The sequence below is a fragment of the Halodesulfovibrio sp. genome, assembly GCF_015482765.1.
In the GTDB taxonomy this organism is placed as follows: domain Bacteria; phylum Desulfobacterota; class Desulfovibrionia; order Desulfovibrionales; family Desulfovibrionaceae; genus Halodesulfovibrio.
Genome location: NZ_JADMLB010000056.1, coordinates 1 through 23,735 on the forward strand (window position 1 = coordinate 1; position 23,735 = coordinate 23,735).

Sequence of the window (23,735 nt, forward strand, 5' to 3'; positions counted from 1 at the left end):
GGGGTGGTGACTGGGATAAATCCAATGAGTCACGCTCCTACGTAGCGAAAGGGCTTCCGGTTACATTTCTTGCCATGGCTCTAGTTGTTGTCATGTTGTTCAATGCTTACAGACAGCCTTTGATTATTGCGCTGACGGTTCCGCTTTCAATTATTGGCGTGACAAGCGGTTTGTTATTAACCGGTCAACCTTTCGGTTTTCTGGCGTTACTCGGCTTCTTGTCTCTTTCTGGTATGTTGATAAAAAACGCTGTTATTTTGATTGATCAGATTGATGTTGAAATCGCAGCAGGGAAGAATCCGTATGAGGCTGTGCTGGATTCATCAGTGAGTCGTATTCGTCCGGTACTGATGGCGGCCATGTCGACAGTACTCGGTATGATGCCCCTAGTGTTAGATCGATTCTGGGCGTCTATGGCTGTTACTATCTGCTTTGGACTGACCTTTGCGACAGTTCTTACACTGATTATTGTGCCAGTTCTTTATACTCTGTTTTTCAGGATTAAACGGACTTCTCAGGAAGTATAGTTTGCTTGAAGATATATGATGTTGAATGGGAGCTGTTCAAATGTGTAGGGGGAATTTCCTCTATATGTTTGGGCAGCTCTTTTTTGTACGATAGTTGTGGGTAGTGTTATCCACAAAAAAAGCCGCTCCTGAGAGCGGCTTTTTTGGGTGTGTTCAATCTGTCGTCTTATTAGGAATCACAAAGCACGGAAACCGCGCATGCACCCGGGCCGCTGTAGCAGCCGAGTACTGGAGATGCCTGCAATTCGAATTCAACGTTTGCGTGGAATTCTTTTCGAATCATGTCAGCAAGGCGTTTTGCTTTTTCAGGTGCTTCTACATGTGTGATAGCGAAGCGAAGGTTTGTTTTTCCTTTTACGCGCTGTTTTAGCAGACGCATAAGACGTGCTTCGGAGTGACGGACGCCGAAACATTTTGCAGCAATGCCGCAAAGACCTTCTTTTTTGGTATCAAATTCTAATACAGGCTTGATGTTCAAAAGCTTAGCAATGGTGCCGATGTTCTTGCTTAACCGTCCGCCGCGTACTGCAAAGTCCACGGTGTCCATTGCTACAAGAACGAAAACATTGTCACGCATTGCTTCAACCTGTTCTGCAATTTCTTTTGCGCTTTTTCCTTGCTGGGCAAGTTTAGCAGCTTCAAGAATTACCAGACCAAGGCCGCCGGTGACAGTGTAAGTGTCAACAGCGTATGGATCATCAAGAACAGAGGCACCCATGTTTTTAGAAGACTGGAAGGTGCCGCTATGGGCAGCCATTACGTGAAGCGCAACAACTTCTTCGTAATTTGCATTAAGTTCTTCGTAGAGTGCCTTGTAGTGTCCCGGAGAAGGCTGTGAGGTTTTTACAGACTTGGAGTCCGGAAGCATTTTGTTAAATTCTTCAGTGGAGATATCCACTTTATCCAGCATTTCTTTTTCATCCATGTAAAGCTTGAGCGGAGCAACACGGATATCGTATTTTTTTAGCAACTCTTCAGGCAGGTCACATGTAGAGTCTGTAAGAATGCCGGTACGCTGTTCTTTTGTTGTAAGAAGGTTTCTATGCTGTTCAAGCATATCTTCTTTTTTATGGTGAGAAACTTCACCGTATTTTTCAGCGATTTCGAAAACGGTTTCAGGCTCATTGGTGTGAACATGAATGCGAACTTTAGCAGAAGTGCCTGCAACTACAAGAGAGTCACCAAGGGCACCCACTTCTTCGCGCAGGGTATCTCTGTCGATATTTTCGCCAGTAACCATACATTCTGTGCAGAAAGAGTAGGTGAGACTTTCAACCGCAACGCGGTCATGAACGCCCTGTGAAGGAACAGGGATAACGCTTTGTTCTTCCTGCCTGTTCAGGCTGCCACGTTCTGTAAATTCTACGATACCTTCTAAAAGGTACACAAAGCCGAGAGCGCCGGCATCTACAACGTCCGCTGCTTTTAGAGAAGCGAGCTTTTCTTTGGTAGAACGAACAGAAACCTTTGCGTGTTCAAGGGAATCGTACAGAAGGTCGTGGAAGTTGTTGTAATTCTGATGGTTGGCAGAAAGATGTTCTGACCAGTCGCGAATTACAGTAAGAATTGTTCCTTCTTTTGGCTCGGAAATAGCTTCAAGAGCCCGCTTTGATGCATTGGACGCAGCATCGGAAAAATCTTTCAGCGTAACACGCTGTAATCCTTTTACACCCTCAGAAAAACCGCAAAGAAACTGGGCCAGAATAACGCCGGAGTTACCACGGGCGCCGAGAAGGGCACTTTCCGCGATGATTTCACTCATTTTTCCGATGGACTGGTCGAGGGTGTGGGCAGATTTTTTAACAACATTATCCATGGTACCAGCCATGTTGCTGCCGGTGTCTCCGTCAGGAACAGGGAATACGTTAATGTCGTTCAGGTGCCCGTGTTTTTCAATGAGACGTTTCGCAGCAGCGTTAACAACTCGTTTAAAGCGAATACCGTCTAAATATTGAATTCTTGTAGTTGGTGACTTCAAGCTTATCTCCTTAAGCGGCCTTATAAAAAGCGCAATAGCCACACACGGTATAAGGGAGAAAAGGAATTTAAGCAAGGTGAACAGTGTTCGACGAGCCAAAAAGTCTATTTTATAGCTCCGAATTGTCTCGAGATATGCCTAGTGACGACTGGACATTATAGGTTCAATTGCATACATATAGTCGGTACTAGTCGAGGAGTGTTTTTTTTACTGTTTTGCAGGCAGGTTTTTGCCATGCAAAATCCTTTTGAGCTATCTTATATTTTTGATGGTTAGACTGGTATGAATGTGAGACTGAACGGTAGACAATACTATTTGTCCTGTCAGTAGGCAAAGAGTACCCCTCTTTGCAGTGGTTTTTGTTGTTGATAATTGTTTAGTGATACATGATGTCTGGAGGTTTTTTTGCAGACTCAAGTACTGATTATCGGTGCAGGTGCAACAGGTACCGGTATTTTTAGAGACCTAGCCCTGAGGGGCGTAGAATGCATGCTTATTGAGCAACGTGATGTGAACGCTGGTGCTTCCGGTGGTAACCACGGCCTGCTTCACAGTGGTGCCCGCTACGTAAGCACAGACCCGCATTCTGCTAACGAGTGTAAAGTTGAAGGGGACATCATCAAAGAATTTGCCCCTCACTGCATTGAAAATACAGGCGGTTTGTTTGTAGCAGTGAAAGGTGATGATGACGAATACATCAAACAGTTCCCGATCAACTGTGAAAAAGCTGGAGTACCATGCAGGGAAGTTAGCCCTGAAGAAGCATTGGAACTTGAGCCTAACCTTAACCCGGATGTGATTGCAGCTTATGAAGTTGAAGACGCATCCATTGATCCGTTTAAGCTCTCTTTGGAAAACGTTGCAGACGCTGAAGCACACGGGGGTGTGTATAAGCGTTACATGAAACTGCTCGGCTTCAACAAAGAAGGTGGTAAAATTACCGGCGCCCGCGTGGTGAATACACGTACCGGTGAAGAATCCGTCATCGAAGCTGAACAGGTTGTCAACGCAACCGGAGCATGGGCTGCTAACGTCGCAGAAATGGCAGGAGCCAAAATTGGCATGACTTACGCCAAAGGCAGCCTGCTTGTAACCCTTTCTCGACTGAACCACCGTGTAATCAACCGACTGCGTCCTCCGGGAGATGGTGACATCCTCGTTCCTGGCGGTACAGTTTCCGTGTTAGGTACCACTTCTGTTCGTGTTCATGATCTTGATAACGTGGCTCCGTCCATCGACGAGATCAACCGGAACATCGATCAGGGCGCCCAGATGGTACCTGCCTTGGATACCTGCCGTTACGTTCGAGCTTACGCCGGAGTGCGTCCGCTTGTGCAGCTTGGTGAAGCTTCCAGTGACCGTGCAGCTAGCCGTGGCTACGCTCTTATTGGTCATGAAGAAGAAAACCTCGAGAACTTTATCACCATTACTGGTGGTAAACTCACTACCTACCGCCTTATGGCAGAGCGTTGCGCTGACCTTGTTTGTAACCGACTTAAGGTCGACGCTCCTTGTCTCACCCGCGGTACAGTCCTTCCTGATTATGTTCAGACTGAGTGGGCAGAGCCTTCCATCCTCACAAAACGTGAGTGGATGCGCCGCCATAACTCTGAAGACTACCTGCTTTGTGAATGTGAAATTGTACCTAAAAGTGCTGTTGACACTATCCTTGATTCCTTCGGTGAGGGTGAAAAGCCCGGTATTCAGGCTGTAGGTCTGCGTAGCCGAGTTGGTAAAGGCTCTTGTCAGGGTGCATTCTGTGGTGCCCGTATTGCTGCTCACATGTACGACCGCGGTCTTTTTGACGGCAACGAAGGTGTTGAGAGCATGCGTGATTTCCTTTCTAAACGCTGGAAAGGTCAGCGTCCTATTCTTTGGGATGCTCAGTTTAATCAGGCAGAACTTAAAGAAGCATTGTATTTCGGGCTTCTTAATCTGGAAATGGATTAGAGGGTGATATGAGCAATTTGCCAGTCACTGAACGTGATCTTTTTGTAGTAGGTACCGGTATCGCTGGTATGTCCGCAGCTGTTTACGCAGCAAATCGCGGATTGTCTGTCTCTCAGGCAGGCAGTACCGGTGAAATCGTGTTTTCCAGCGGCCTGTTCGATGTAATGGCCGTTCATCCTGTGGAAGAAAAAAAGCTTTGGGATAACCCTTGGGAAGCAATGGCAGCAGTTTCTGCTGATATGCCGAATCATCCATATGCGCGTGTAACGCGTGATGATGTTGAAAAAGCATATGGCGAACTGTTCGATTTCCTTTCAAAGTTCGGGCTTCATTACCGTATGGAGAAAGAAGCTAACTGCAAGGTGCTTACTCCTATCGGTACAGAGAAAACCACATGGGCTGTTCCAGCAACAATGTGGGCAGGTGTTGAGGCGTTTAAAAAGAACGCTCCGGCACTGTTGATTGACTTCAAAGGTCTTCGTGAATTCAGCGCAAAACAGGTTGCCACTACCATTGGTGATAAGTGGTCTAACTTGAAAACTATGCGTCTTGATTTCCCGGATTCCGCATCGATGAAGCCGATTCTTACCGGTATCATGGCTCAGGCCATGGAGCTTAAAGAAACCCGTGAAAAGCTGTATGCACTGATTAAACCGCATCTTGATGGTGTGGAAGCTGTTGGTGTTCCAGCTATTTTGGGTATCTATACCGCAGATGAAATTCTGGAAGAAATGGAAAAAGAGCTTGGCGTGAAAGTCTTTGAATTACCGACTTTACCGGCTTCCGTACCGGGAATGCGCTTAAAAAGCCTTTTTGAAGGAAGAATTAGTACCTTAGGTGTTGATTTAAAGCTGCAACATAAGGTATTTTCCATAACCCCACTCGACGATGGTCGCTATGAAGTGACCTTCGGTGTGCAAGCCCCTACCGAAAAAGTGGTTGCCAAAGGTGTTGTGCTTGCTACCGGTCGTTTCCTCGGCGGCGGACTGTTCGCTGACAGACATCACATTGTGGAGACTGTGATGGGTCTGCCAGTATCTCAGCCTGCTGATCGTGAAGAGTGGCATCGAACCGACCTGCTTGACCCGCGTGGACACAAAGTAAGTTCCGCAGGTGTTGAGGTTGATTCCTCATTCCAGCCAGTTGATGAAAACGGAAATGTTGTACACGAGCGTGTATACACTGTCGGCTCTCTGTTAGCTCATCAGGACTGGATGCGAATGAAATGTGGAACTGGCATTGCGGTTGCTAGTTCACTCCGTGCTGTTGAAGCATTTGTTGCTCAGCAGTAGGCTTACTGTTTAAGCATTAATCAGTTTTATTGTTAGCCTTACCTTAAAAGTGGAGGATCACTATGGCTAAGTACATTGGCGCTGTTGACCAGGGAACTACAAGCTCACGTTTCATTATTTTTGATAAAAAAGGTCGCATTGTCGGCATGGATCAGAAAGAGCATGAGCAGATTTTCCCTAAACCAGGCTGGGTTGAGCATGATCCAATGGAAATTTGGACCAACACTCAGGAAGTGATTAAAGGTGCTTTAAAGAAATCCGGCCTTGTAGGTTCCGACATCGCTGCTATCGGTATTACTAACCAGCGTGAAACTACTGTTATCTGGGATCGTAAAACCGGTAAGCCTTACTACAACGCAATTGTTTGGCAGTGCACCCGTACTGACCAGATTTGTAAAGAGTTGATGGCTGAAGGCGGTCAGGATCGTTTCCGTCAAAAAACCGGTCTCCCGATTGCTACATACTTCTCTGGTCCTAAAATGAAATGGATCATGGATAATGTACCGGGCGTTAGAGCTGCTGCACGTAAAGGCGATGCTCTTATCGGTACCATGGAAACATGGATTATCTGGAACCTTACTGGCGGCTCTAAAGGCGGCGCGCATGTAACTGACGTATCCAACGCTTCCCGTACGATGCTTATGGATCTTGAAACCCTTAAGTGGGATGAAGAGATTCTTAAAATTATGGATGTTCCTGCAGAAGCACTTCCACGTATCGTATCTTCTTCTGATAACGACACTTGGGGTACTACTGAAGAACATGGTCCTCTTGGTGCCCGCGTTCCTGTTTGTGGCGCTCTTGGTGACCAGCAGGCTGCACTCGTTGGTCAGGCTTGCTTTGATACTGGTGAAGCGAAAAACACATACGGTACTGGTTGCTTTATGCTTCTTAACACCGGTACCAAACCTATCCAGTCTAAACAGGGCCTTCTTACAACCGTTGGTTACAAATTCGGTAAAGAAGAAACTGTATATTGTCTGGAAGGTTCCATTGCTATTGCTGGTGCTCTTATCCAGTGGCTGCGTGATAACCTCAACCTTATCAACTCAGCTCCTGAAGTTGAAGAACTTGCTAAGTCTGTGGAAGACAACGGCGACGTTTACGTTGTTCCTGCTTTCCAGGGCTTGTTTGCTCCGTACTGGCGTTCCGACGCTCGCGGCGTAATCGCAGGTCTTACTCGTTTCGCTAACAAAGGTCACATTGCTCGTGCTTGTCTTGAGTCCGTAGCATACCAGACCCGCGACGTTATCGAAGCTATGAACAAAGACTCCGGTGTTGACCTTACTACCCTCAAAGTTGACGGTGGCATGGTTATGAACGAACTGCTCATGCAGTTCCAGTCCGACAGCCTTTGTGTTCCTGTTATCCGTCCTCAGGTTACTGAAACTACTTGTCTTGGTGCTGCTTACGCAGCTGGCCTTGCAGTTGGTTACTGGTCCGGTATCGATGACCTTCGTGCTAACTGGGCTATTGATAAGACCTGGGAACCTAAGTTCGGTAAAGAAGAGCGTGAAAAAGGTTACGCTGGTTGGAAGAAAGCTATTCAGCGTACTTTCGACTGGGTTGAATAATCTTAGTTCACCATCAGTGATTATCAGCGCACAGGGCTTACGCCTTGTGCGCTTTTTTTATGTCCGCAAAGGAAATAAAAGAATAAATTTTCCCAGATGCTAAACTGGAACATAACGCAGGAGGCACGTTATGGGCTTATTAGTCGGGAAAAAAGTTTTGATGTTTGTGGGGGATCTTTTCGAGGATCTTGAGCTTATGTATCCAAAGCTGCGCTTAATTGAAGAAGGTGCAGCCGTGGTTCTGGCCGGTGTGGATACAGAGACTGTATATAGAGGATATCATGGGTATCCGGTAAAAGCGGATACTCGTCTTTCTGATGTTAATCCGGATCATTTTGATATGCTGGTAATTCCGGGTGGTTTTGCACCTGACAAATTACGACGCTATATGGATGTAAAAAATATTACCCGTACAATGCATGAACAGGGGAAAACAATCGCGTTTATTTGTCATGCGGGGTGGATTCCTATTTCTGCCGGTATAGTGAAAGGGTATACGTGTACTTCTACACGCGGCATTACTGATGATTTGGAAAATGCCGGAGCAAAGTGGGTCAATGAACCTGTTGTGGTAGACCGCAACCTCATCAGTAGTAGGGCGCCGGATGATCTCCCTGCATTTTGCAGAGCTATTATTCAGTGCGGTTGTGGAGAGGAGTAACTGGAACAGGCGAAAAAATCCCCTCGAAGATGTGTCTTCGAGGGGATTTTTTATTGGAAAGTTGTGTGGTGAGGCTAGTTCTTTGTCTGTTCGTCTGAAGGACAGTTTAATGCCAGCAGGAACATAAAGACTCCGATTAAACTGGCAGCATAAAATACCGCATGCACGTCGCCAAAGAGTAAAGGGATGGAAAAGAGCGGAGGGCTGATGGTCTGGGCGATTCTCAGTACGCTTCCGTTGACAGCCATAACCGCTCCACGTTTTTCCATGGTGGCGATGCCTGTCAATTTTGCTGCAAGATTGGGGAAGGAAAGACCTTGTCCAAGTCCGAAGAGGCTGACCGGAATTGCCAGCAACCAGAAGTTATCTGGAACAGGCATAAGAAGCATTGCACCTGAGAAAAAGATTCCAGCAAAACAAAGCATGGTACCGACAGACATTTTGCTTCGCAGTCTGCCTAGCTGTGAGGCCGCAACACCGGTAAACAGTGATGATATTCCGAAAAGAAAGCCGATGTATGAAGGGCTGACATGGAATACTGTGTCTGAAAGGATTGGTACATAGGTAATGATAGGGCCGTAGAGAATCATAAAAGTGCACAGTGTCATACCAAAGAGGATGAGTGCACTTTTTGATGTGACAATTTGTGCTGTATTTTTGAAATAACTGCTCATGGTTTCACGAGACTTAGGATTTGGTACATCAAGGTGCAGAGCGCACATCACAGCAAGTGGAAGTGCCAAGATAGGGAGCATAAATGGGTATTGCCACCCAAGTTCTCCAAGAAGCCCGCCGACGAATGGAAAAACAGCTGTCCCGATACTGAGGACACTTGCGTTGTATCCCATAACTTTTAATCGTTCGGTTCCGGAATATAAATCACCTGTGATGGTGGTGTAGAGAAGGCTTATCGGCGCAGCACCAATTCCCTGAAGGGCGCGCAGGATAAGGATGACAGTGTAGTTTGTTGTGAGCGAGCAAGAAAATCCGGCGATGCCGAAAAGGACAAGTGCGGGGATGAGAACAGCTTTTCTTCCATATCTGTCTGCAAGAATACCGGCAAAGGGGGTAAGAAAAATTCCCGGAAGTGTAAAGGTTGTGAGTAATAAGCCGATTTTAGCCATAGGGATGTGCAAAGAACGCCCTGCGCTAGGTAATACCGGGAGAATACTTGATACTCCCATCACAACAAAAAGAGTGATGCAAAAGAGTAGAAGAAGGTTTTTGTCTTTAACGGGAAAAGTCATGCAATGCTCGCAGGTGAAAATATAATTAATGCCTGACTTGTTTAGTTCTTGCGATGCGTAAGGTCAAGGCAGGGTAAGACGTTGTGCTCTGTGTGATTCGTGTCGCTTGGTTTAAACATTGCGTCCATGATTGATCCTAGATAGTGTGTTTAGCGGGGGGGATAGAGGAGATATATGTATGGAAAAGAAAGTTCGTTGTCCCTACTGTGGTAAAGTGTTTCGATGCAGAATTCGCTCTGTCAGTAGTGAAGCTGGAGTGATCGACATGACTTGTCCCTACTGCAAGGAGCAGTTGATCTTAAAAAAAGAGATGGTTATGAGCGGAAAGTAATTTTCGCTTAGTAATACGCTGCACAAACAAAACGCCTCCGGATGTTTCCGGGGGCGTTTTGTTTGATATACCCGATGCGTTCAGTAGGGCGTGTGAACGTGGGTTAGTTCGTGCGTCTGCAAATGTCTTCTGTGGCGAGGAGGTAGTCCCTGTGTGGTGTTTTGTATAGCTGGGAATATGTTTCTTTAGGGATAGGAGGCGGTGCCAACAGGTAAACTTCCAGATTTCTCCTGCCGAAGGAAAGCGCTTTGGTAGTTTCTGGAATAAATACGTCGATTTGGTTTTTCTTACGTTTTGCCATCAAGTCTTCAATCGTAAATACACCAAGAGATTTGATGTAAACTTTTTTACCGAACGTCCAGCCTTTGGCAAAAAGATCGCGTGATACAGCAATGATACCCGGGCGGACTCTTGTATTGTAGGCCGTAATAAATGGTGTAGAATCTGTCTCTATACTGCGTGCGCTATAAGCGGTAACTTTTACAATTCGTTTAGAACGTGAGTCGTGCAATGATTGCTGGGTTCTATGGCCAATTTCCAGAGCCAATTTTGATTGGGATGACGTATTGCGCAGCACTACTTGCAGGGTATGAATCTCTTGATTCTGAGATTCGATACTCTCTCGAAGATGGCGTATCTCACGCTGGTGTTCAATGAGGAACATTCCAAGTGTGAGAAAAAGGAATAAGTAGATACAGTTTTTCATTATTACCTATAGAGATAAAATGTGTAGTGTGCGAGTGTTCTACTATACAACAGAAAGAACATTGAGCAATAATCTTTTGCGTTAAATTGCATATACTAAAAGAGCGCAAAGGGGCTAATGCGTTGCTATGGAACGCATAATTCTTTTTATAGGCTGCAAGGCTTTGCAGAATGGGCGTTTGTTTTAGGTGTGTAGTTGTATTAAATACAAAACGCCATGCAATTTCTTGCATGACGTTAGTTTGTGTATGGGCTGTATTTTGAATATTATAGAAATATATTCATAGAATAGTTTGTTAATTTGCTTTTAGAGAAGCAAGTCCTGCATCTACAGCGACATCTGTGAGAGAAAACATTTCTTCTCCATGGTCATAGCCTGCGAGGTGAAGCATTCCATGTGCGATAAGGCGTAATGCATGTTCAGCTCTATCCTGTCCGTAGAGGAGACACTCACGTTCAAGGGTATCCATGGAGAGTGCCAGCCAGCCGATATTTTGTGCGCTTCCGTCCTCAGTAGACGGGAATGACAGAATATTGGTCGGTCCGTCGCATTGCAAAAAAGAAGCGTTCAGGTCTGCTACTGTTGCATCATCAACAAGATTGATTTCAAGATCTTTATCTTTCTGCCCAATTGCAGAAAGTATAGCGTTCATAACACGGGTAAGCTCCGTGCGTGAAAAGGGAAGAAGCCAGTCCACGGACTGGCTTTTTTTTATTGTGATCATATGAATTATGCCGCTTCCGGAGAAGTGCCGTTTTTAGGTTTTTCAGGTTTATCCTGACCGTTTTTTTCTTCGTGATTCTTGATGCAGCCCGCACGTTGATCTTCAGGGTATTCGATGCGTCTGTGGAATATTCCGGTGAGCACGCGATGGAAGCTTTCCCCAACTTTTGTCAGGTCTGAGAATGTCAGCTCTGAATCATCAAGCTGTCCTTCAGAGAAGATTCCTTTCATAATCGTGTCGATATGACCGCGTAAACGGCTCGGAGTAGGGTCTGCTAGAACACGGCTTGAGGCTTCAACTGCATCAGCAAGCATAACAATCGCGGCTTCTCTACTTTTAGGCTTAGGCCCCGGGTAACGGAAGTCGTCTTTACACAGACTTTCGTCCTGTTCGACTGCTTTTGTGTAGAAGTAGCGGATAACGGAGGTGCCGTGATGCTGTTGAATAATGTCTTCAATCTCATGTCCAAGACGGAATTTGCGGGCAAGCCCGACGCCTTTTTTAACATGAGAGATAAGGATGAGCGTGCTCATGGCAGGTGTAAGTTTGTCATGAGGGTTCTTTGCCCGTCCCTGATTCTCGATAAAGTACTGAGGTTTAGCAAGTTTACCAATGTCATGGTAGAGCGCAGCAACTTTACAGAGCAGACTGTTCGCCCCGATTGATTTAGCCCCTGCTTCAACAAGGTTGGAGAGGATGAGTGAGTGATGATAGGTGCCCGGAGCATTCATCATCAGTTCCTGAAGCAGCGGTTGCTCAAGGTTCATCAATTCCATCAGTTTAAAGCGGGTTGTGTAGTTAAAAATAAGCTCAATGATCGGGCTGAGAGCAAAGACAACAAGCAGGGAAATAATGCCGTTGGCTGCTGCAAACGCTGCTCCGACAGCAATTTCCGGCGCATCCAGTTGTTGGTACAGTGCAAGTCCGACCCACGTGGCAAGAAGTCCGACCATAAGTGGAAGTCCGCTTACAGCAATGTCTTTACGGCTTTCTGCATGCTGTACAAGCCACACATTGATCATGCTGCCTATGAAGTAGAACAGGAACAATTCGATTGTTCCCCCCATCATGACAGTACAGAGAAAGCTTGTGATTAAGGCTATTACACTACAGCGTCTGATGCCGAAGATAAGCCCGAAAAGTCCCAGTGCACCGGAAACAGGATACAAGATAGGGAGCAGGTCTGCTGCGTGTTGGGTGCTGTCCAAGTTGCTTTGCAGAAGCATAAAGGCTTTTGCGCCGCCTGCGAAAAGTACAATCAGAAGGGTTGTAAACAGCAGGTCTTCATTGCGTAATGATCCTAATCTTTGTCCGCTGCGCTCAAAAGCAAGTCCCGCGCCAAGCAGTAAGGTTGTCATAAAGACACCGAGCATTTGGTATGGGAAAAATCGTTGGTTCTTGTGAGCGAGCAGAGCTTGCAACTTGATTTGGATAGGCAGCGTTACGCGTTCACCTTTTCGAACGATGCTCTCACCTTTTTTAATGCTGTAGTAAACAGGGTCTACGGCATCCACGGCAAGTTGTTCCCGAAGTTGAGTTTCAACTCTGTTCGGGGTGACCGTCGGTGTAAGAACCGGTGAAATAAGAGAAAGTACGGCGTTGCGTGTTCGCAGTGGTGCTTTCCCTTTTTTACGCAGTTCTTTTAACAACCCTTTCTTGGTTGTTGAAATATCATTAATTTTGAACGCGACAGAGTGAAGTGTTTCATTGCTCTGATCAAGGTCGCGGATGATGTATCCGTTTCTGTTCTGAAGCAACAGAGTACGGTCTGCGACGATCCCCTTATTTAGCATATCTACAATATAAGGCAGAGCCTGTGTGTAGAAGATGGTCTGAAAACGTTCCTCTTTCCAATGGCTGTAGGTCTTGCGAGAAACTTCAACATTAAGAAGTTCTTCAATTTGCCAGCGGATAGCGTCTTCTTCACTTGCAGAAGCAATAGGAGAATTGATCAGATCAAAAATAAGGCGGAATTTATCTTGAATTTTCGAAATCGGAGATCGATCCAGATCGTACACCGGTGGTTGGAGATCTGCTACCTGTCTACGTTTAGCGAGAGTGGAACTGGTATCTTCAAAGAGTAGGTTTTGAGTTGCAAGCACGTCTTGTGCTGCAACTTCTCCAGCCACGTACAGTGGCAGAGGGGGGCGCAGATTGGTTCCGCTAAGAATCGCAAGGCCGATCAGGGCAACAAGAAATACGAGAATTCCAAGTTTAGGAAACTTAGAGTTACTCATTTTTTTTGTTTTTTTCTGCCCCGAACTGCGCGCTTTACTTTTAGAAGTCATAGCCTGCTCGGTTTAATCTTTGTTTGTCAGTTCTGCTGTATAACGCTCGTAAGCGTTAACAACTTTTGCAACCAGAGGATGGCGGACAACGTCATCATGGTGAAAGTGTAGAAAACGGATTCCCTTGATATTTGTCAAGACTCTTTGTGCCTCAATGAGACCGGAACGAGGAGCACGTGCCTGACCGCAAACCGGAAGGTCAATTTGTGTGACATCTCCGGTAACTACCATGCGGGAACCGTAGCCCATACGTGTTAAAAACATTTTCATCTGTTCAGGGGTAGTATTTTGCGCTTCATCCAATATAACGAATGCGTTATTGAGTGTGCGACCGCGCATGAAAGCTAACGGAGCAATTTCGATAATGCCTGATTCAATCATGTGAGAGACTTTCTCTGAATCCAGCATGTCATGCAGGGCATCGTAAAGAGGACGCAAATATGGATCGACTTTTTCCACAAGGTCACCGGGTAAAAAACCCAGTTTCTCACCGGCCTCAACAGCGGGTCTGGTAAGAATGATTTTTTGCACCTGTTTTGTCAGAAGCATTGATAACGCCATTGCAACAGCAAGATAGGTTTTACCTGTACCTGCCGGACCCACTGCAAAGACCATTTCGTTTTCACGTAATGCCGCAAGGTAGTCACGTTGGCTTAATGTTTTTGGTGCGATCGTTTTTTTAGGTGATACAACAAAAACGGAATCTTTAAACAGTTTTTGCAAATTTATGCTTGGTTCGCGTTGCAGCATACCGTAAGCGTACGTAATATCTTTTGGATATAACGAATTTCCCGCTTTGAGCAGTCCGTAAAGCTGTGTGAGAAGATTAAGAACCGTTTGCAGTGCATCTGGGTCGGGCGAACTGGCAGAAAGAGAAGTCCCTTTTGTATCCAGTTGAACGCCGCTTTGTTTGGTGATGAGCGTGAGATGTTTGTTTTGCGGGCCAAAGAGGGCATTCGCAAGGTGGATGTCGTCAAAATCCAATGTCTTCGTCACAGATGTTTTTGTCATAGAGGTTCTAGCCGCATGCAGCGGAAAAGTTAATGTGTATAATCAGCCCGTGTGGTAGCCTGTTTTTTACAATGAGTCTACTCGGGCGGTTCTGCAAAGAAATTTTAGCGCAGTAATCTGCGATATATAAGAATAGAACTGTATACAGATGTTGACGTGCCAATGCCTATGGTGTCATTGATCTGAGCTCCCTTAATAATTCGAAATGAGACAGCATGCTTGCCTTCTGACCGTGTAGCTGTCATGAGTCCACACATGAAAACGATACAGATAATTAATGTACGCTGGTTTAACGCTACCGCATGGTATGGTTTGTACCTTGCCCGTTTGTTGCGCGATGCCGGACACGAAACGCTGGTCATTACCCAGCAGGGCACTGAAGCGGATGAAAAAGCAAAAGAATGGGGCTTTACTCCATTACACTTTGATCTGAATTCTTCAAATCCGCTGAAGCTGTTGCGTGCGTATGTACAATTATATAAGCTGATTAAAGATTTTACTCCAGATGTCGTTAATTGTCATCGTGGTGAAGGATTCATCCTTTGGGGATTGCTGCGTAAGTTCTCAGGTTCATTTAAATTAGTACGAACCAGAGGAGATCAGCGCCTTCCTAAAAACAACCTGCCTAATCGTTGGTTGCACACCAATGTTGCAGATGCTGTTATCGCCACAAACAGCGTTATGACCAACCATTTTATTTCTAAGCTTAACGTGCCGGAATTTAAAGTATCTACCATCTTTGGCGGTGTAGATACAGAAAAGTTTGCATTTTCTTCTGCCGGAAGGGCTGATTTTAGAAAGAAGCTCGGCTATGATGACCCGCATTTCGTCGTATCCATGCTTGGGCGCTTTGATGAAGTGAAAGGACAAAAAGAACTCATTGAAGCTGTTGGTAAGTTGTACCATGAGAACGGTATGAAGCATCTTCGTCTTATGCTGCTAGGATTTGAGACTGCCACGACACAGGCAGAAGTTGAGTCATGGATAGCTGAAAATAACATTGAGGAGATAACCTGCATCACCGGACAGGTTCCGGATGTTGCTGCTGCTATCTCCGCAATGGATTTAGGCGTGATCGCATCAAAGTGGTCAGAAACAATTGCCCGCGCAGCATTTGAAATTATGGCATGTGAACGTCCTCTTATTTCAACAGGAGTCGGTGTAATGCCTGACTTCATGGATAAAGATGCCATGTTTGAAGCTGGAAATTCAGAGGCCTTGGCAAAAGCCATAGAATGGGCAGCGACTGATGAATCGCATCTGAAAAAAATTTTTGATTTACAACAAAAAGAAATTGCAGAGCTTTCAGGTCAGCATTTCTTGGAAAAGACTCTGAACGTATATTCCAGTTTGTAATTACTCAGTTCAGTGCAAAAAAATTTTAGGCCGCTTCGTAGAGGAAGCGGCTGTTCTTTGTGTTTTATAGCGAGAAAGGAGCTACATCGTGATTAACTTTGCCAGTGATAACTATTCTGGAGTCCATCCCCGAATCATGCAGGCTCTAAGTGCAGCGAATGAAGGCTGCGCCTGTGCTTATGGTGATGACACATATACCTCAAATGCCGATGCCGCTTTCAAAGCGTTATTCGGTGACGATATTGCTTCCTATATTATGGTTAACGGTACTGGAGCTAACGTTGTGGGTTTGGCCGCTCTGATACGTCCGTACCATGCTGTTGTGTGTTCTTCTATGGCACATATTAACGTAGATGAAACAGGCGCACCTGAGAACGTATTGGGCAGTAAGCTGCTGACAGTCGATTCTAAAGACGGCAAGCTTACCCCGAAGGATGTTGAGCAGTTTCTTTTTGCTAAAGGTGTTGTTCATCATAGTCAGCCGAAAGTTATTTCCATTACACAATCCACTGAATATGGTGCTGTTTACACTCCGGAGGAAGTAAAGGCTCTGGGTGGTTTTGCCCGTGAATATGACATGTATCTGCATATGGACGGTGCCCGCATTTCGAATGCTGCAGCGGCTCTGGGTGTAGACGTTGCTTCATTTACTAGAGACGCCGGTGTGCATGTTCTTTCTTTTGGCGGAACAAAAAACGGCATGATGTTTGGTGAGGCTGTTGTCTTTTTTGATAAAAAGTTAGCAGAAGGGTTTGAATATCTCCGCAAACAGAACTTACAGTTGCTTTCAAAAATGCGTTTTGCTTCCTGTCAGTTTGCCGAGCTTCTTCGTGATGGACTTTGGCTTGAGACAGCAGGACATTCCAACGCAATGGCGAAACGCCTTGCTGAAGGACTTGCAGACGTTTCAGGTGTGAAGATTTGCAATAAGGTAGACGTAAACTCTGTTTTTGCAATTATCAGCCCTGAACATCAGGAAGAGTTACATAAGCAGTTTGCGTTCTACGAGTGGGATGAATCTACGCATGAGGTTCGCCTTGTCTGTTCTTACAATACAACAGAGCAGGAAGTAGATAGCTTTATCAGTGCAGCAAAAACTATCTGCGGATAGTGTTTTTGTTCAGAAAATAAATAAGTTATCGTAAAGCAGCATGTTGTCCGCATGGTATTGCAGGGCAATGTGCTGTTTTTTATTGTCAAAATTGCAGTGGGGCGGGGTTGACTCAGTCGATCTTGATCCTATTGTAGTGGTGTATATGTTTGTTCAGCATATAAAAAAGAACCCTGTTTTCAGGACGCTGGTAACAGGTTTTTTGTATGTAGATCGATTGCGCTGACGAGGGAGAATATAAGAGTCCCCGCACAGTGTTTGGGTCATACTAAACCGGTGTGCACGGCGCCCATATCGACAGTGATATTCATAAAAAAATACGTATTTTATATAGATAGGGGTGATCATGTCTGTTGAGTATAAAGATTATTATAAAATTTTAGGTGTTTCCAAGAGCGCAGAGAAAGATGAAATCTCTCGTGCGTTCAAAAAGCTTGCGCGTAAATACCATCCTGACTTGAACCCTAATGATGAAGAAGCAGAAAAGAAATTTAAAGAAGTAAACGAAGCGCATGAGGTGCTTAAAGATCCTGAAAAACGCCGTATGTATGACCAGCTCGGTCCTAACTGGCAGCAGGGACAGCACTTCGGTGGCGGCGGTGGAGCATACCAGAATATGAACTTCGGTGGCTTCCAGGGCGGCGGCGACTTTAGTGATTTCTTTGAAACTATTTTTGGCGGAAGCGGCGGCTTCCAAGGTGCCGGAGGTTTTCAGGGCTTCGGTGGTCAGGGAGGCTACGCAAACCGTCCTCAGCGCGGGCGTGATGTAGAGGCTTCTTTGTCCTTAACACTGGAAGAAGCGTATCATGGTGGCCGTAAATCGATTACCCTTTCTGATGCTGGCGGCGGCACAAAATCACTTGAAGTAAATATTCCTGCCGGTGTTAAAGATGGTGCACGTATCCGCTTATCCGGTCAGGGTGATCAGGGCTATGCCGGTGGTGGCGCAGGTGACTTGTATCTTAAAGTAACTATTGCTCCGCACCACAGGTTCACACTTGACGGCCTTAATATCTTGCTTGAATTGCCGCTTTCCCCTTGGGAAGCAGCGTTAGGTGCAGAAGTTACAGTGCCGACTTTGGACGGTAACGTGAATCTGCGTATCGCTCCGGGCACTTCAAGTGGTCGTAAATTACGCCTTCGTGGTAAAGGACTTGGTAATGCCTCGAACAAAGGTGACCAGTTTGTCCGCATTAAAATTGTTGTTCCTGAATCTACTACTGATAAGCAGAAAGAACAGTGGGAAGAACTTGCAAAAGAATTTGAAGGGTTCACCCCGCGTGACTTTTAGCATGACGTAATATCTTCGCAAATACGGGAGGCTTGCAATGACACGTACCATTCTAGAGATTCAAGCGATATCTGAAGAATTACCTGTTCAGTCGGATCGCATTGCATGGGCTCAATTTTTGGAGCTTACAGGAATTCATCCGTCAAAATTGGGTGAGTTGCTCGAAATGGAGTGGATTATTCCTGCAAAGGCAGCGGATAAACACTACTTGTTTACTCGCAAGGATGTTTTTCGCGTCCGTAAACTTATTCGTATTTGCGACGATTTCAGTCTGACTCCTACAGGCGGGTCAATCATTGTTGATTTGCTTGAGCGTGTAGATGAGTTGGAACGCAAGGTTCAGGAACTTGAATCTGGCACGGAGTAATCCGTAGCTGCGATATTCTATATTTTACTATGTTCAATGATTCGGAGAATGCAATATGGATTTAAATCAGTTCACTGAAAAATCTCAGGCAGCCCTCAGCGAGGCACAAAACATTGCTATTCGTTTCGGACACCAGCAGGTGGATGTTGATCATCTTGTGCTTGCTTTGGTGGATCAGGAGCAGGGGCTTGTCCGGCGTATTTTAGAGCGCGTCAATGTTGACCCGGCCCGTTTTGGTTCTGCATTAGAAAAAGAAATTCGCAAGCGTCCGTCCGTTAGTGGACCGGGGGCAAGCCATGATACAATTCTTGTTACCCAGCAATTAAATCAGCTTTTGGTTCGGGCGCAGGATTTTGCAAAACGCATGAAAGATGAATTTGTCAGCGTTGAGCATTTATTCTGTGTTGCGCTTGAGCCGCCTATGGCTCCGGCTGTGGCTGCCGTTGTGAAAACAATGAACGTTTCATATGAAGAGGTGCTGAAGTCTCTTAATGAGGTTCGTGGTGCACAGCGTGTAACATCACAGAATCCTGAAGATACCTATGAAGCATTGGTTAAATACGGACGGGATTTGGTAGACGAAGCCCGCAGAGGGAAACTTGATCCGGTTATCGGGCGTGATTCTGAAATCCGTCGTACCATCCGTATTCTTTCTCGTCGTACCAAGAACAACCCTGTTCTCATTGGTGAAGCAGGGGTTGGTAAAACAGCTATTGTCGAAGGGCTTGCGCATCGTATTCTTAACGGTGATGTGCCTGAAAGCTTGAAAGATAAGAGTCTGTTTGCTCTTGATATGGGAGCGCTGATCGCAGGTGCTAAGTATCGCGGTGAGTTTGAAGAACGTTTAAAAGCGGTGTTGGCAGAAGTAGAAAAGTCTGAAGGCCGCATTCTTATGTTCATTGATGAACTGCATACTATTGTCGGTGCCGGTAAGACAGATGGCGCGATGGATGCGGGGAACCTGTTGAAGCCGATGCTTGCTCGCGGTGAATTGCATTGTATCGGTGCTACAACCTTAGATGAGTATCGTCAGTACATTGAGAAAGATCCTGCATTGGAACGTCGTTTTCAGCCTTTAGTGGTCGATCAGCCTTCCATTGAAGATACTATTTCTATTTTACGTGGCCTAAAAGAGCGCTTTGAAGTGCACCATGGTGTGCGGATCAGTGACTCTGCCATTGTAGAAGCTGTAACACTTTCAGACAGATATATCTCTGACCGTCAGCTTCCTGATAAGGCTATTGACCTTATAGACGAAGCTGCGGCGATGATTCGTACAGAAATTGACTCCATGCCTGCGGAGCTTGATGAAGCGAACCGCAAGATCATGCAGCTTGAAATTGAGCGTGAAGCACTTCGTAAAGAAACGGATGAAGCTTCCCGCGAGCGTTTGGAAAAGCTTGAAAATGAACTTTCAGAGTTGCGTGGCAGCCATGCTGATCTCATGTCAAAATGGGAACGCGAAAAGGGCGCTATTGATTCGCAGCGTGAGTTGAAAGAACAGATAGAAGAAACCAAGCGTAAAATTGAGGAAGCGGAACGTAACTACGATCTCAATACTGCCGCCCAGCTTAAGTACTCAGTACTCAATGATTTAGAAAAGCGTCTGAATCCTGAGCAGAGTGATGAGGGCGGTGAAGAGCGTCTGCTTAAAGAAGAAGTGCGTCCGGAAGATGTCGCAGGTATTGTGGCACGCTGGACAGGTATTCCTGTAACGCGCTTGGTAGAAGCGGAGCGTGACAAACTGTTGCGTTTGCCGATTGAGTTGCATGAACGTGTTGTAGGGCAGGATGAAGCGGTAGATGCTGTTTCTGAAGCTGTGTTGCGTTCGCGGGCAGGGCTTTCTGATCCGAACAGACCAATCGGGTCGTTTATCTTCCTCGGGCCTACCGGTGTAGGTAAAACAGAGCTTTGTAAGACGCTCGCTGAAGCGTTGTTTGATTCAGAAGATAACATTGTACGACTCGATATGAGTGAGTACATGGAAAAACATACGGTTGCACGCCTCATTGGTGCGCCTCCGGGCTATGTGGGATACGATCAGGGCGGTCAATTGACTGAAGCTGTGCGTCGTAAACCATACAGTGTAGTGCTTTTTGACGAAGTTGAAAAAGCACATCCTGATGTATTCAACACCTTATTGCAGATTTTGGATGATGGACGCCTGACAGATAGTCAGGGACGTACCGTCAATTTTAAGAATACGATTATAATTATGACCTCCAACATCGGTGCGCCGTTGTTGCTTGAGGGCATCTCTCCAGACGGACATTTGGCTGAGGGAGTGCGTGATACGGTGATGCAGGAGCTCCGGAAGCATTTTAGACCGGAGTTTTTGAACCGTGTTGATGAAACTGTGCTCTTCAAACCGTTGTTGCGTGAACAGATTAAAGAGATTATTGAACTTCTTCTGGGCAAATTGCGCGGCAGGTTGGAAGATCGCAAAATTACGCTGGAACTTACGGAAGCTGCACGTAATTTTATTGCAGACAATGCGTACGACCCTGTGTACGGTGCTCGTCCTCTGCGTAGATATCTACAGCAGAGAATTGAAACGACACTTGCTCGCAAGTTAATCGGTGGTGAATTACGCGAAGGTCAGCACGTTGTTATCGATGTTGTTACGGTTGATGATGACTTTGAAGACCTGCAATTTACGATTTCATCGTAGGCATATTGCAGAGGTTCGCGGCTTTTGGTAATGCACCTGCAATCAATGTAAATAAATGGAGAGAGTGCACATGCGACTTTTACACTTACTTGGCGCACTAGCGCTTCTTTTTGTAACATTCACCTCCAGCGCTGCGCTGGCTAAAGGGGAACCTGTTTTGATTAAGTTTGAAACTACAATGGGCAACTTTGTTGTTGAACTCGATACAGAAAAAGCTCCGGCAAGCTCTAAAAACTTCGAACAGTACGTTCGTGACGGTTTCTACGATGGAACAATCTTCCACCGTGTAATCGACAACTTCATGGTACAGGGCGGCGGTTTTGACGCTGAAATGAACCAGAAAGCAACCCGTGAGCCTATCAAAAACGAAGCTGACAACGGTCTTGCTAACGATAAATACACTCTCGCAATGGCACGTACACAGGATCCTGATTCTGCTACTGCTCAGTTCTTCATCAACGTTAAAGATAACGCATTCCTTAACCACACTGGCAAAACTGTCAGCGGTTGGGGCTACGCTGTATTCGGTAAAGTTGTAGAAGGCACTGAAGTAATCGACGCGATGAAAGGTGTAAAAACCGGCAGCTTCGGTTTCCATCAGGACGTTCCTGTTGAGCAGATCGCTATCGTAAAAGCATACGTAGTAGAATAGGGTGAATCGCATACGCAGCACTTGTTGCGGCGGGATGCTTCTCTTATGATACGTAAGGGAGTTTCAGAGTTATCTGAAGCTCCCTTTTTTTATATGACAGTGGATGTAATCTGCCGAGGCACGGCATATGTTGTTGTTCGTAATCAGTAGATACAAAAAAAGCTCACAGTTTTCACTGTGAGCTTAAATTTCGTGGTCGGAGAGACAGGATTCGAACCTGCGACCCTCTGGTCCCAAACCAGATGCGCTACCAACCTGCGCCACTCTCCGTCGCGAAAAAAGTGATAGGGAAAACTCGCGTTAGATGCAAGTAAAAAATGCAAAAAATCTCTTTTTTTTCTGAACTGGCGCATGATATAGCCATGACCTGTTGGTAAATAGTGTGTGGCTCTTTCGACGTGTTGTGTTTGCCGTCATATTCTAGAGTGGGGCAGGGAACCATGGCGGTGTGTTGACCTTTATGGAGTCAATCAATACAAAAACGCTCGTGCTGCATGGCAGATAGTTTTTCTGAGTTTTGACTGGCTCAGCTGTCATTTGAACACGTTTTGATAGTCATATGTATCGCCTCTGCTCATTGTGGGCGGCATAAAAGGAATTATGATGGATCTTATACAGTTCGTACTTGGTTTTGTGGAAGCTATGAGTTGGCCGGAGCGCATTTCAATTGCCACCGGTCTTATATATATTGTGTTAAGTGTGCGTCAGAAGCCGTTATGTTGGCCGATAGGCATCGTCAGCGTAGGTATCTGGATGGTGGTGGTGTTTAACGGTAGGCTCTATATGGATGCCTTTCTTCAGTTTGTGTACGTAGTACTCGGTTTTTATGGCTGGTGGCAATGGCTGCGTGGCGGAGAAGATTCTACCCCGTTGCCAGTGCGGACTGTTGACCGCAAGTTGGCTTTGCGTCTTGTCGGGATCGGTATTCTAGCCGTAGGAGTTTTCGGATATGTTTCACAGAATATTCTTCATGCGGCTTTTCCTTGGCTGGATACCGTTACAACGGTGATAAGCCTCATTGCTCAGTACCTTCTTGCACGAAAGTATCTTGAAAACTGGATTCTGTGGATTGTTGCGAACACTATGTATATTTACATCTACTACGCAAAGGGCTGGGCGGGATACAGCGGCCTTATGGCAGTCTACACAATAATGGCTGTTGCCGGTTTGTACAGCTGGTATAAGTCTATGCAGGCTGATGCCGTTGTTGAAGAGGGAAAATGTCAGACAGCGTAAAGAGCGTTGATGCAGGTGCTGGTGCATCGTGTGTTCGAATAGTACTTACCGGCTCTGAATGTACCGGAAAGTCTACGCTGGCTTCATTGCTGGCAGAGCATTACGGTGTTCCTTGTGTGTCAGAGTATTTGCGTGAGTATTTTATTGCAAACAACGGCGTGTTGACCCTTGATGATGCCGTACCGATTGCAAAAGGTCAGCTTCAAGCAGAAGAAACTGTCGAGGCACAGAATCCCCGTTTTTTACTGTGTGATACAAACATGCTTTCTTCGGCTGTGTACAACAAATACTATTACGGTTCCAATCCGGACTGGATAGAATCCATTCTGACAACGCGTTCTTACTCATTATATTTACTTTGCGGGATTGATGTTCCATGGGTGGATGACGGGCAGCGGGACAGACCGGAAGAACGTGAGCATATGCAAGACCTGTTCAGGCAGGAGCTTGAACAACGCGATGCCCATTATGTGGTTATTGAGGGGACAGCTGAAGAGCGTTTTATTTCAGCTGTAAATGCGATTGATGCGGTATTGGAGCGGCAATAGCTGTTCGGTAATAAAGAATAAAAAAAGCCTCGATGGATTTCATCGGGGCTTTTTTATTGAGATGCAGATAAGAGGACTGTTTCTAGTGGTGCTCGTTAACCTAGGTTTATAAACGAAAAAAAGCTCACAGTTTTCACTGTGAGCTTTAAATTCGTGGTCGGAGAGACAGGATTCGAACCTGCGACCCTCTGGTCCCAAACCAGATGCGCTACCA

At 45.9% G+C, this 23,735-nt stretch carries 19 protein-coding genes and 1 tRNA gene; 13 read left to right on the plus strand and 7 right to left on the minus strand.

What is annotated here, in order from left to right; all coding sequences use genetic code 11:
• A partial coding sequence (locus tag QZY95_RS09345; protein ID WP_290922681.1) for an efflux RND transporter permease subunit occupies positions 1-527 on the plus strand: 527 nt, incomplete at its 5' end.
• 169 nt (positions 528-696) lie between these two features.
• Here QZY95_RS09345 and QZY95_RS09350 read toward each other — a convergent pair.
• Complete coding sequence (locus tag QZY95_RS09350) at positions 697-2,505, minus strand: DegV family protein (protein WP_290922684.1); 1,809 nt, start codon at positions 2,503-2,505, stop codon at positions 697-699.
• 405 nt (positions 2,506-2,910) lie between these two features.
• Here QZY95_RS09350 and glpA point away from each other — a divergent pair, with 405 nt between their 5' ends.
• The 4 genes from glpA (at position 2,911) to QZY95_RS09370 (ending at position 7,982) form a co-directional block, all read left to right on the plus strand.
• On the plus strand, positions 2,911-4,455 hold the full coding sequence (gene glpA, locus QZY95_RS09355) for an anaerobic glycerol-3-phosphate dehydrogenase subunit GlpA (RefSeq protein WP_290922687.1): 1,545 nt from the start codon (positions 2,911-2,913) through the stop codon (positions 4,453-4,455).
• Positions 4,456-4,463: 8 nt separating this feature from the next.
• On the plus strand, positions 4,464-5,747 hold the full coding sequence (gene glpB / locus QZY95_RS09360) for a glycerol-3-phosphate dehydrogenase subunit GlpB (RefSeq protein ID WP_290922690.1): 1,284 nt from the start codon (positions 4,464-4,466) through the stop codon (positions 5,745-5,747).
• A gap of 62 nt (positions 5,748-5,809) precedes the next feature.
• Entirely contained in the window at positions 5,810-7,321 is a 1,512-nt protein-coding gene (glpK, locus tag QZY95_RS09365; RefSeq protein ID WP_290922693.1) for a glycerol kinase GlpK, read from the plus strand.
• Between the two features lie 130 nt (positions 7,322-7,451).
• Positions 7,452-7,982 (plus strand): type 1 glutamine amidotransferase domain-containing protein, encoded by a 531-nt coding sequence (locus tag QZY95_RS09370; protein WP_290922696.1) that lies wholly within the window; start codon positions 7,452-7,454, stop codon positions 7,980-7,982.
• Positions 7,983-8,056: 74 nt separating this feature from the next.
• Here the strand turns inward: QZY95_RS09370 and QZY95_RS09375 are convergent, their stop codons facing one another.
• The 5 genes from QZY95_RS09375 to QZY95_RS09395 form a co-directional block, all read right to left on the minus strand.
• Positions 8,057-9,229: an MFS transporter gene (locus tag QZY95_RS09375; protein ID WP_290922699.1), complete on the minus strand. Its 1,173-nt coding sequence runs from the start codon at positions 9,227-9,229 to the stop codon at positions 8,057-8,059.
• 434 nt (positions 9,230-9,663) lie between these two features.
• Positions 9,664-10,266: a 3D domain-containing protein gene (locus QZY95_RS09380; protein WP_290922702.1), complete on the minus strand. Its 603-nt coding sequence runs from the start codon at positions 10,264-10,266 to the stop codon at positions 9,664-9,666.
• 295 nt (positions 10,267-10,561) lie between these two features.
• Complete coding sequence (ybeY, locus tag QZY95_RS09385) at positions 10,562-10,990, minus strand: rRNA maturation RNase YbeY (protein WP_290922707.1); 429 nt, start codon at positions 10,988-10,990, stop codon at positions 10,562-10,564.
• 5 nt (positions 10,991-10,995) lie between these two features.
• The gene (locus tag QZY95_RS09390; protein ID WP_290922710.1) at positions 10,996-13,278 is read right to left on the minus strand and encodes an HDIG domain-containing metalloprotein; all 2,283 of its coding nucleotides are present in this window, start codon (positions 13,276-13,278) and stop codon (positions 10,996-10,998) included.
• A 12-nt stretch (positions 13,279-13,290) separates the two neighbouring features.
• Positions 13,291-14,289, minus strand: a complete 999-nt coding sequence (locus QZY95_RS09395) for a PhoH family protein (RefSeq protein WP_290922712.1) — start codon at positions 14,287-14,289, stop codon at positions 13,291-13,293.
• 255 nt (positions 14,290-14,544) lie between these two features.
• Here QZY95_RS09395 and QZY95_RS09400 point away from each other — a divergent pair, with 255 nt between their 5' ends.
• The 6 genes from QZY95_RS09400 (at position 14,545) to QZY95_RS09425 (ending at position 21,737) form a co-directional block, all read left to right on the plus strand.
• On the plus strand, positions 14,545-15,645 hold the full coding sequence (locus QZY95_RS09400) for a glycosyltransferase (protein WP_290922715.1): 1,101 nt from the start codon (positions 14,545-14,547) through the stop codon (positions 15,643-15,645).
• Between the two features lie 88 nt (positions 15,646-15,733).
• Entirely contained in the window at positions 15,734-16,756 is a 1,023-nt protein-coding gene (locus QZY95_RS09405; RefSeq protein WP_290922718.1) for a low specificity L-threonine aldolase, read from the plus strand.
• A 346-nt stretch (positions 16,757-17,102) separates the two neighbouring features.
• Positions 17,103-18,047 carry a J domain-containing protein gene (locus QZY95_RS09410; protein WP_290922721.1) on the plus strand — a complete coding sequence of 315 codons (945 nt, stop codon included), beginning with the start codon at positions 17,103-17,105 and terminating at the stop codon, positions 18,045-18,047.
• Positions 18,048-18,084: 37 nt separating this feature from the next.
• Positions 18,085-18,414, plus strand: a complete 330-nt coding sequence (locus QZY95_RS09415; protein ID WP_290922724.1) for a chaperone modulator CbpM — start codon at positions 18,085-18,087, stop codon at positions 18,412-18,414.
• 55 nt (positions 18,415-18,469) lie between these two features.
• Positions 18,470-21,085, plus strand: coding sequence for an ATP-dependent chaperone ClpB (clpB, locus tag QZY95_RS09420; protein WP_290922729.1), 2,616 nt, complete (start codon positions 18,470-18,472; stop codon positions 21,083-21,085).
• A 70-nt stretch (positions 21,086-21,155) separates the two neighbouring features.
• A complete protein-coding gene (locus QZY95_RS09425) occupies positions 21,156-21,737 on the plus strand; it encodes a peptidylprolyl isomerase (protein ID WP_365971167.1) in 582 nt (193 codons plus the stop codon).
• A 193-nt stretch (positions 21,738-21,930) separates the two neighbouring features.
• Here QZY95_RS09425 and QZY95_RS09430 read toward each other — a convergent pair.
• Positions 21,931-22,007: transfer RNA gene (locus QZY95_RS09430), tRNA-Pro, on the minus strand.
• A 330-nt stretch (positions 22,008-22,337) separates the two neighbouring features.
• Here QZY95_RS09430 and pnuC point away from each other — a divergent pair.
• Entirely contained in the window at positions 22,338-22,973 is a 636-nt protein-coding gene (gene pnuC, locus QZY95_RS09435) for a nicotinamide riboside transporter PnuC (protein ID WP_290922735.1), read from the plus strand.
• Positions 22,958-23,521: an ATP-binding protein gene (locus QZY95_RS09440; RefSeq protein ID WP_290922739.1), complete on the plus strand. Its 564-nt coding sequence runs from the start codon at positions 22,958-22,960 to the stop codon at positions 23,519-23,521. The genes pnuC and QZY95_RS09440 overlap by 16 nt, the downstream gene beginning before the upstream one ends.
• The last annotated feature ends 214 nt before the right edge of the window (positions 23,522-23,735 follow it).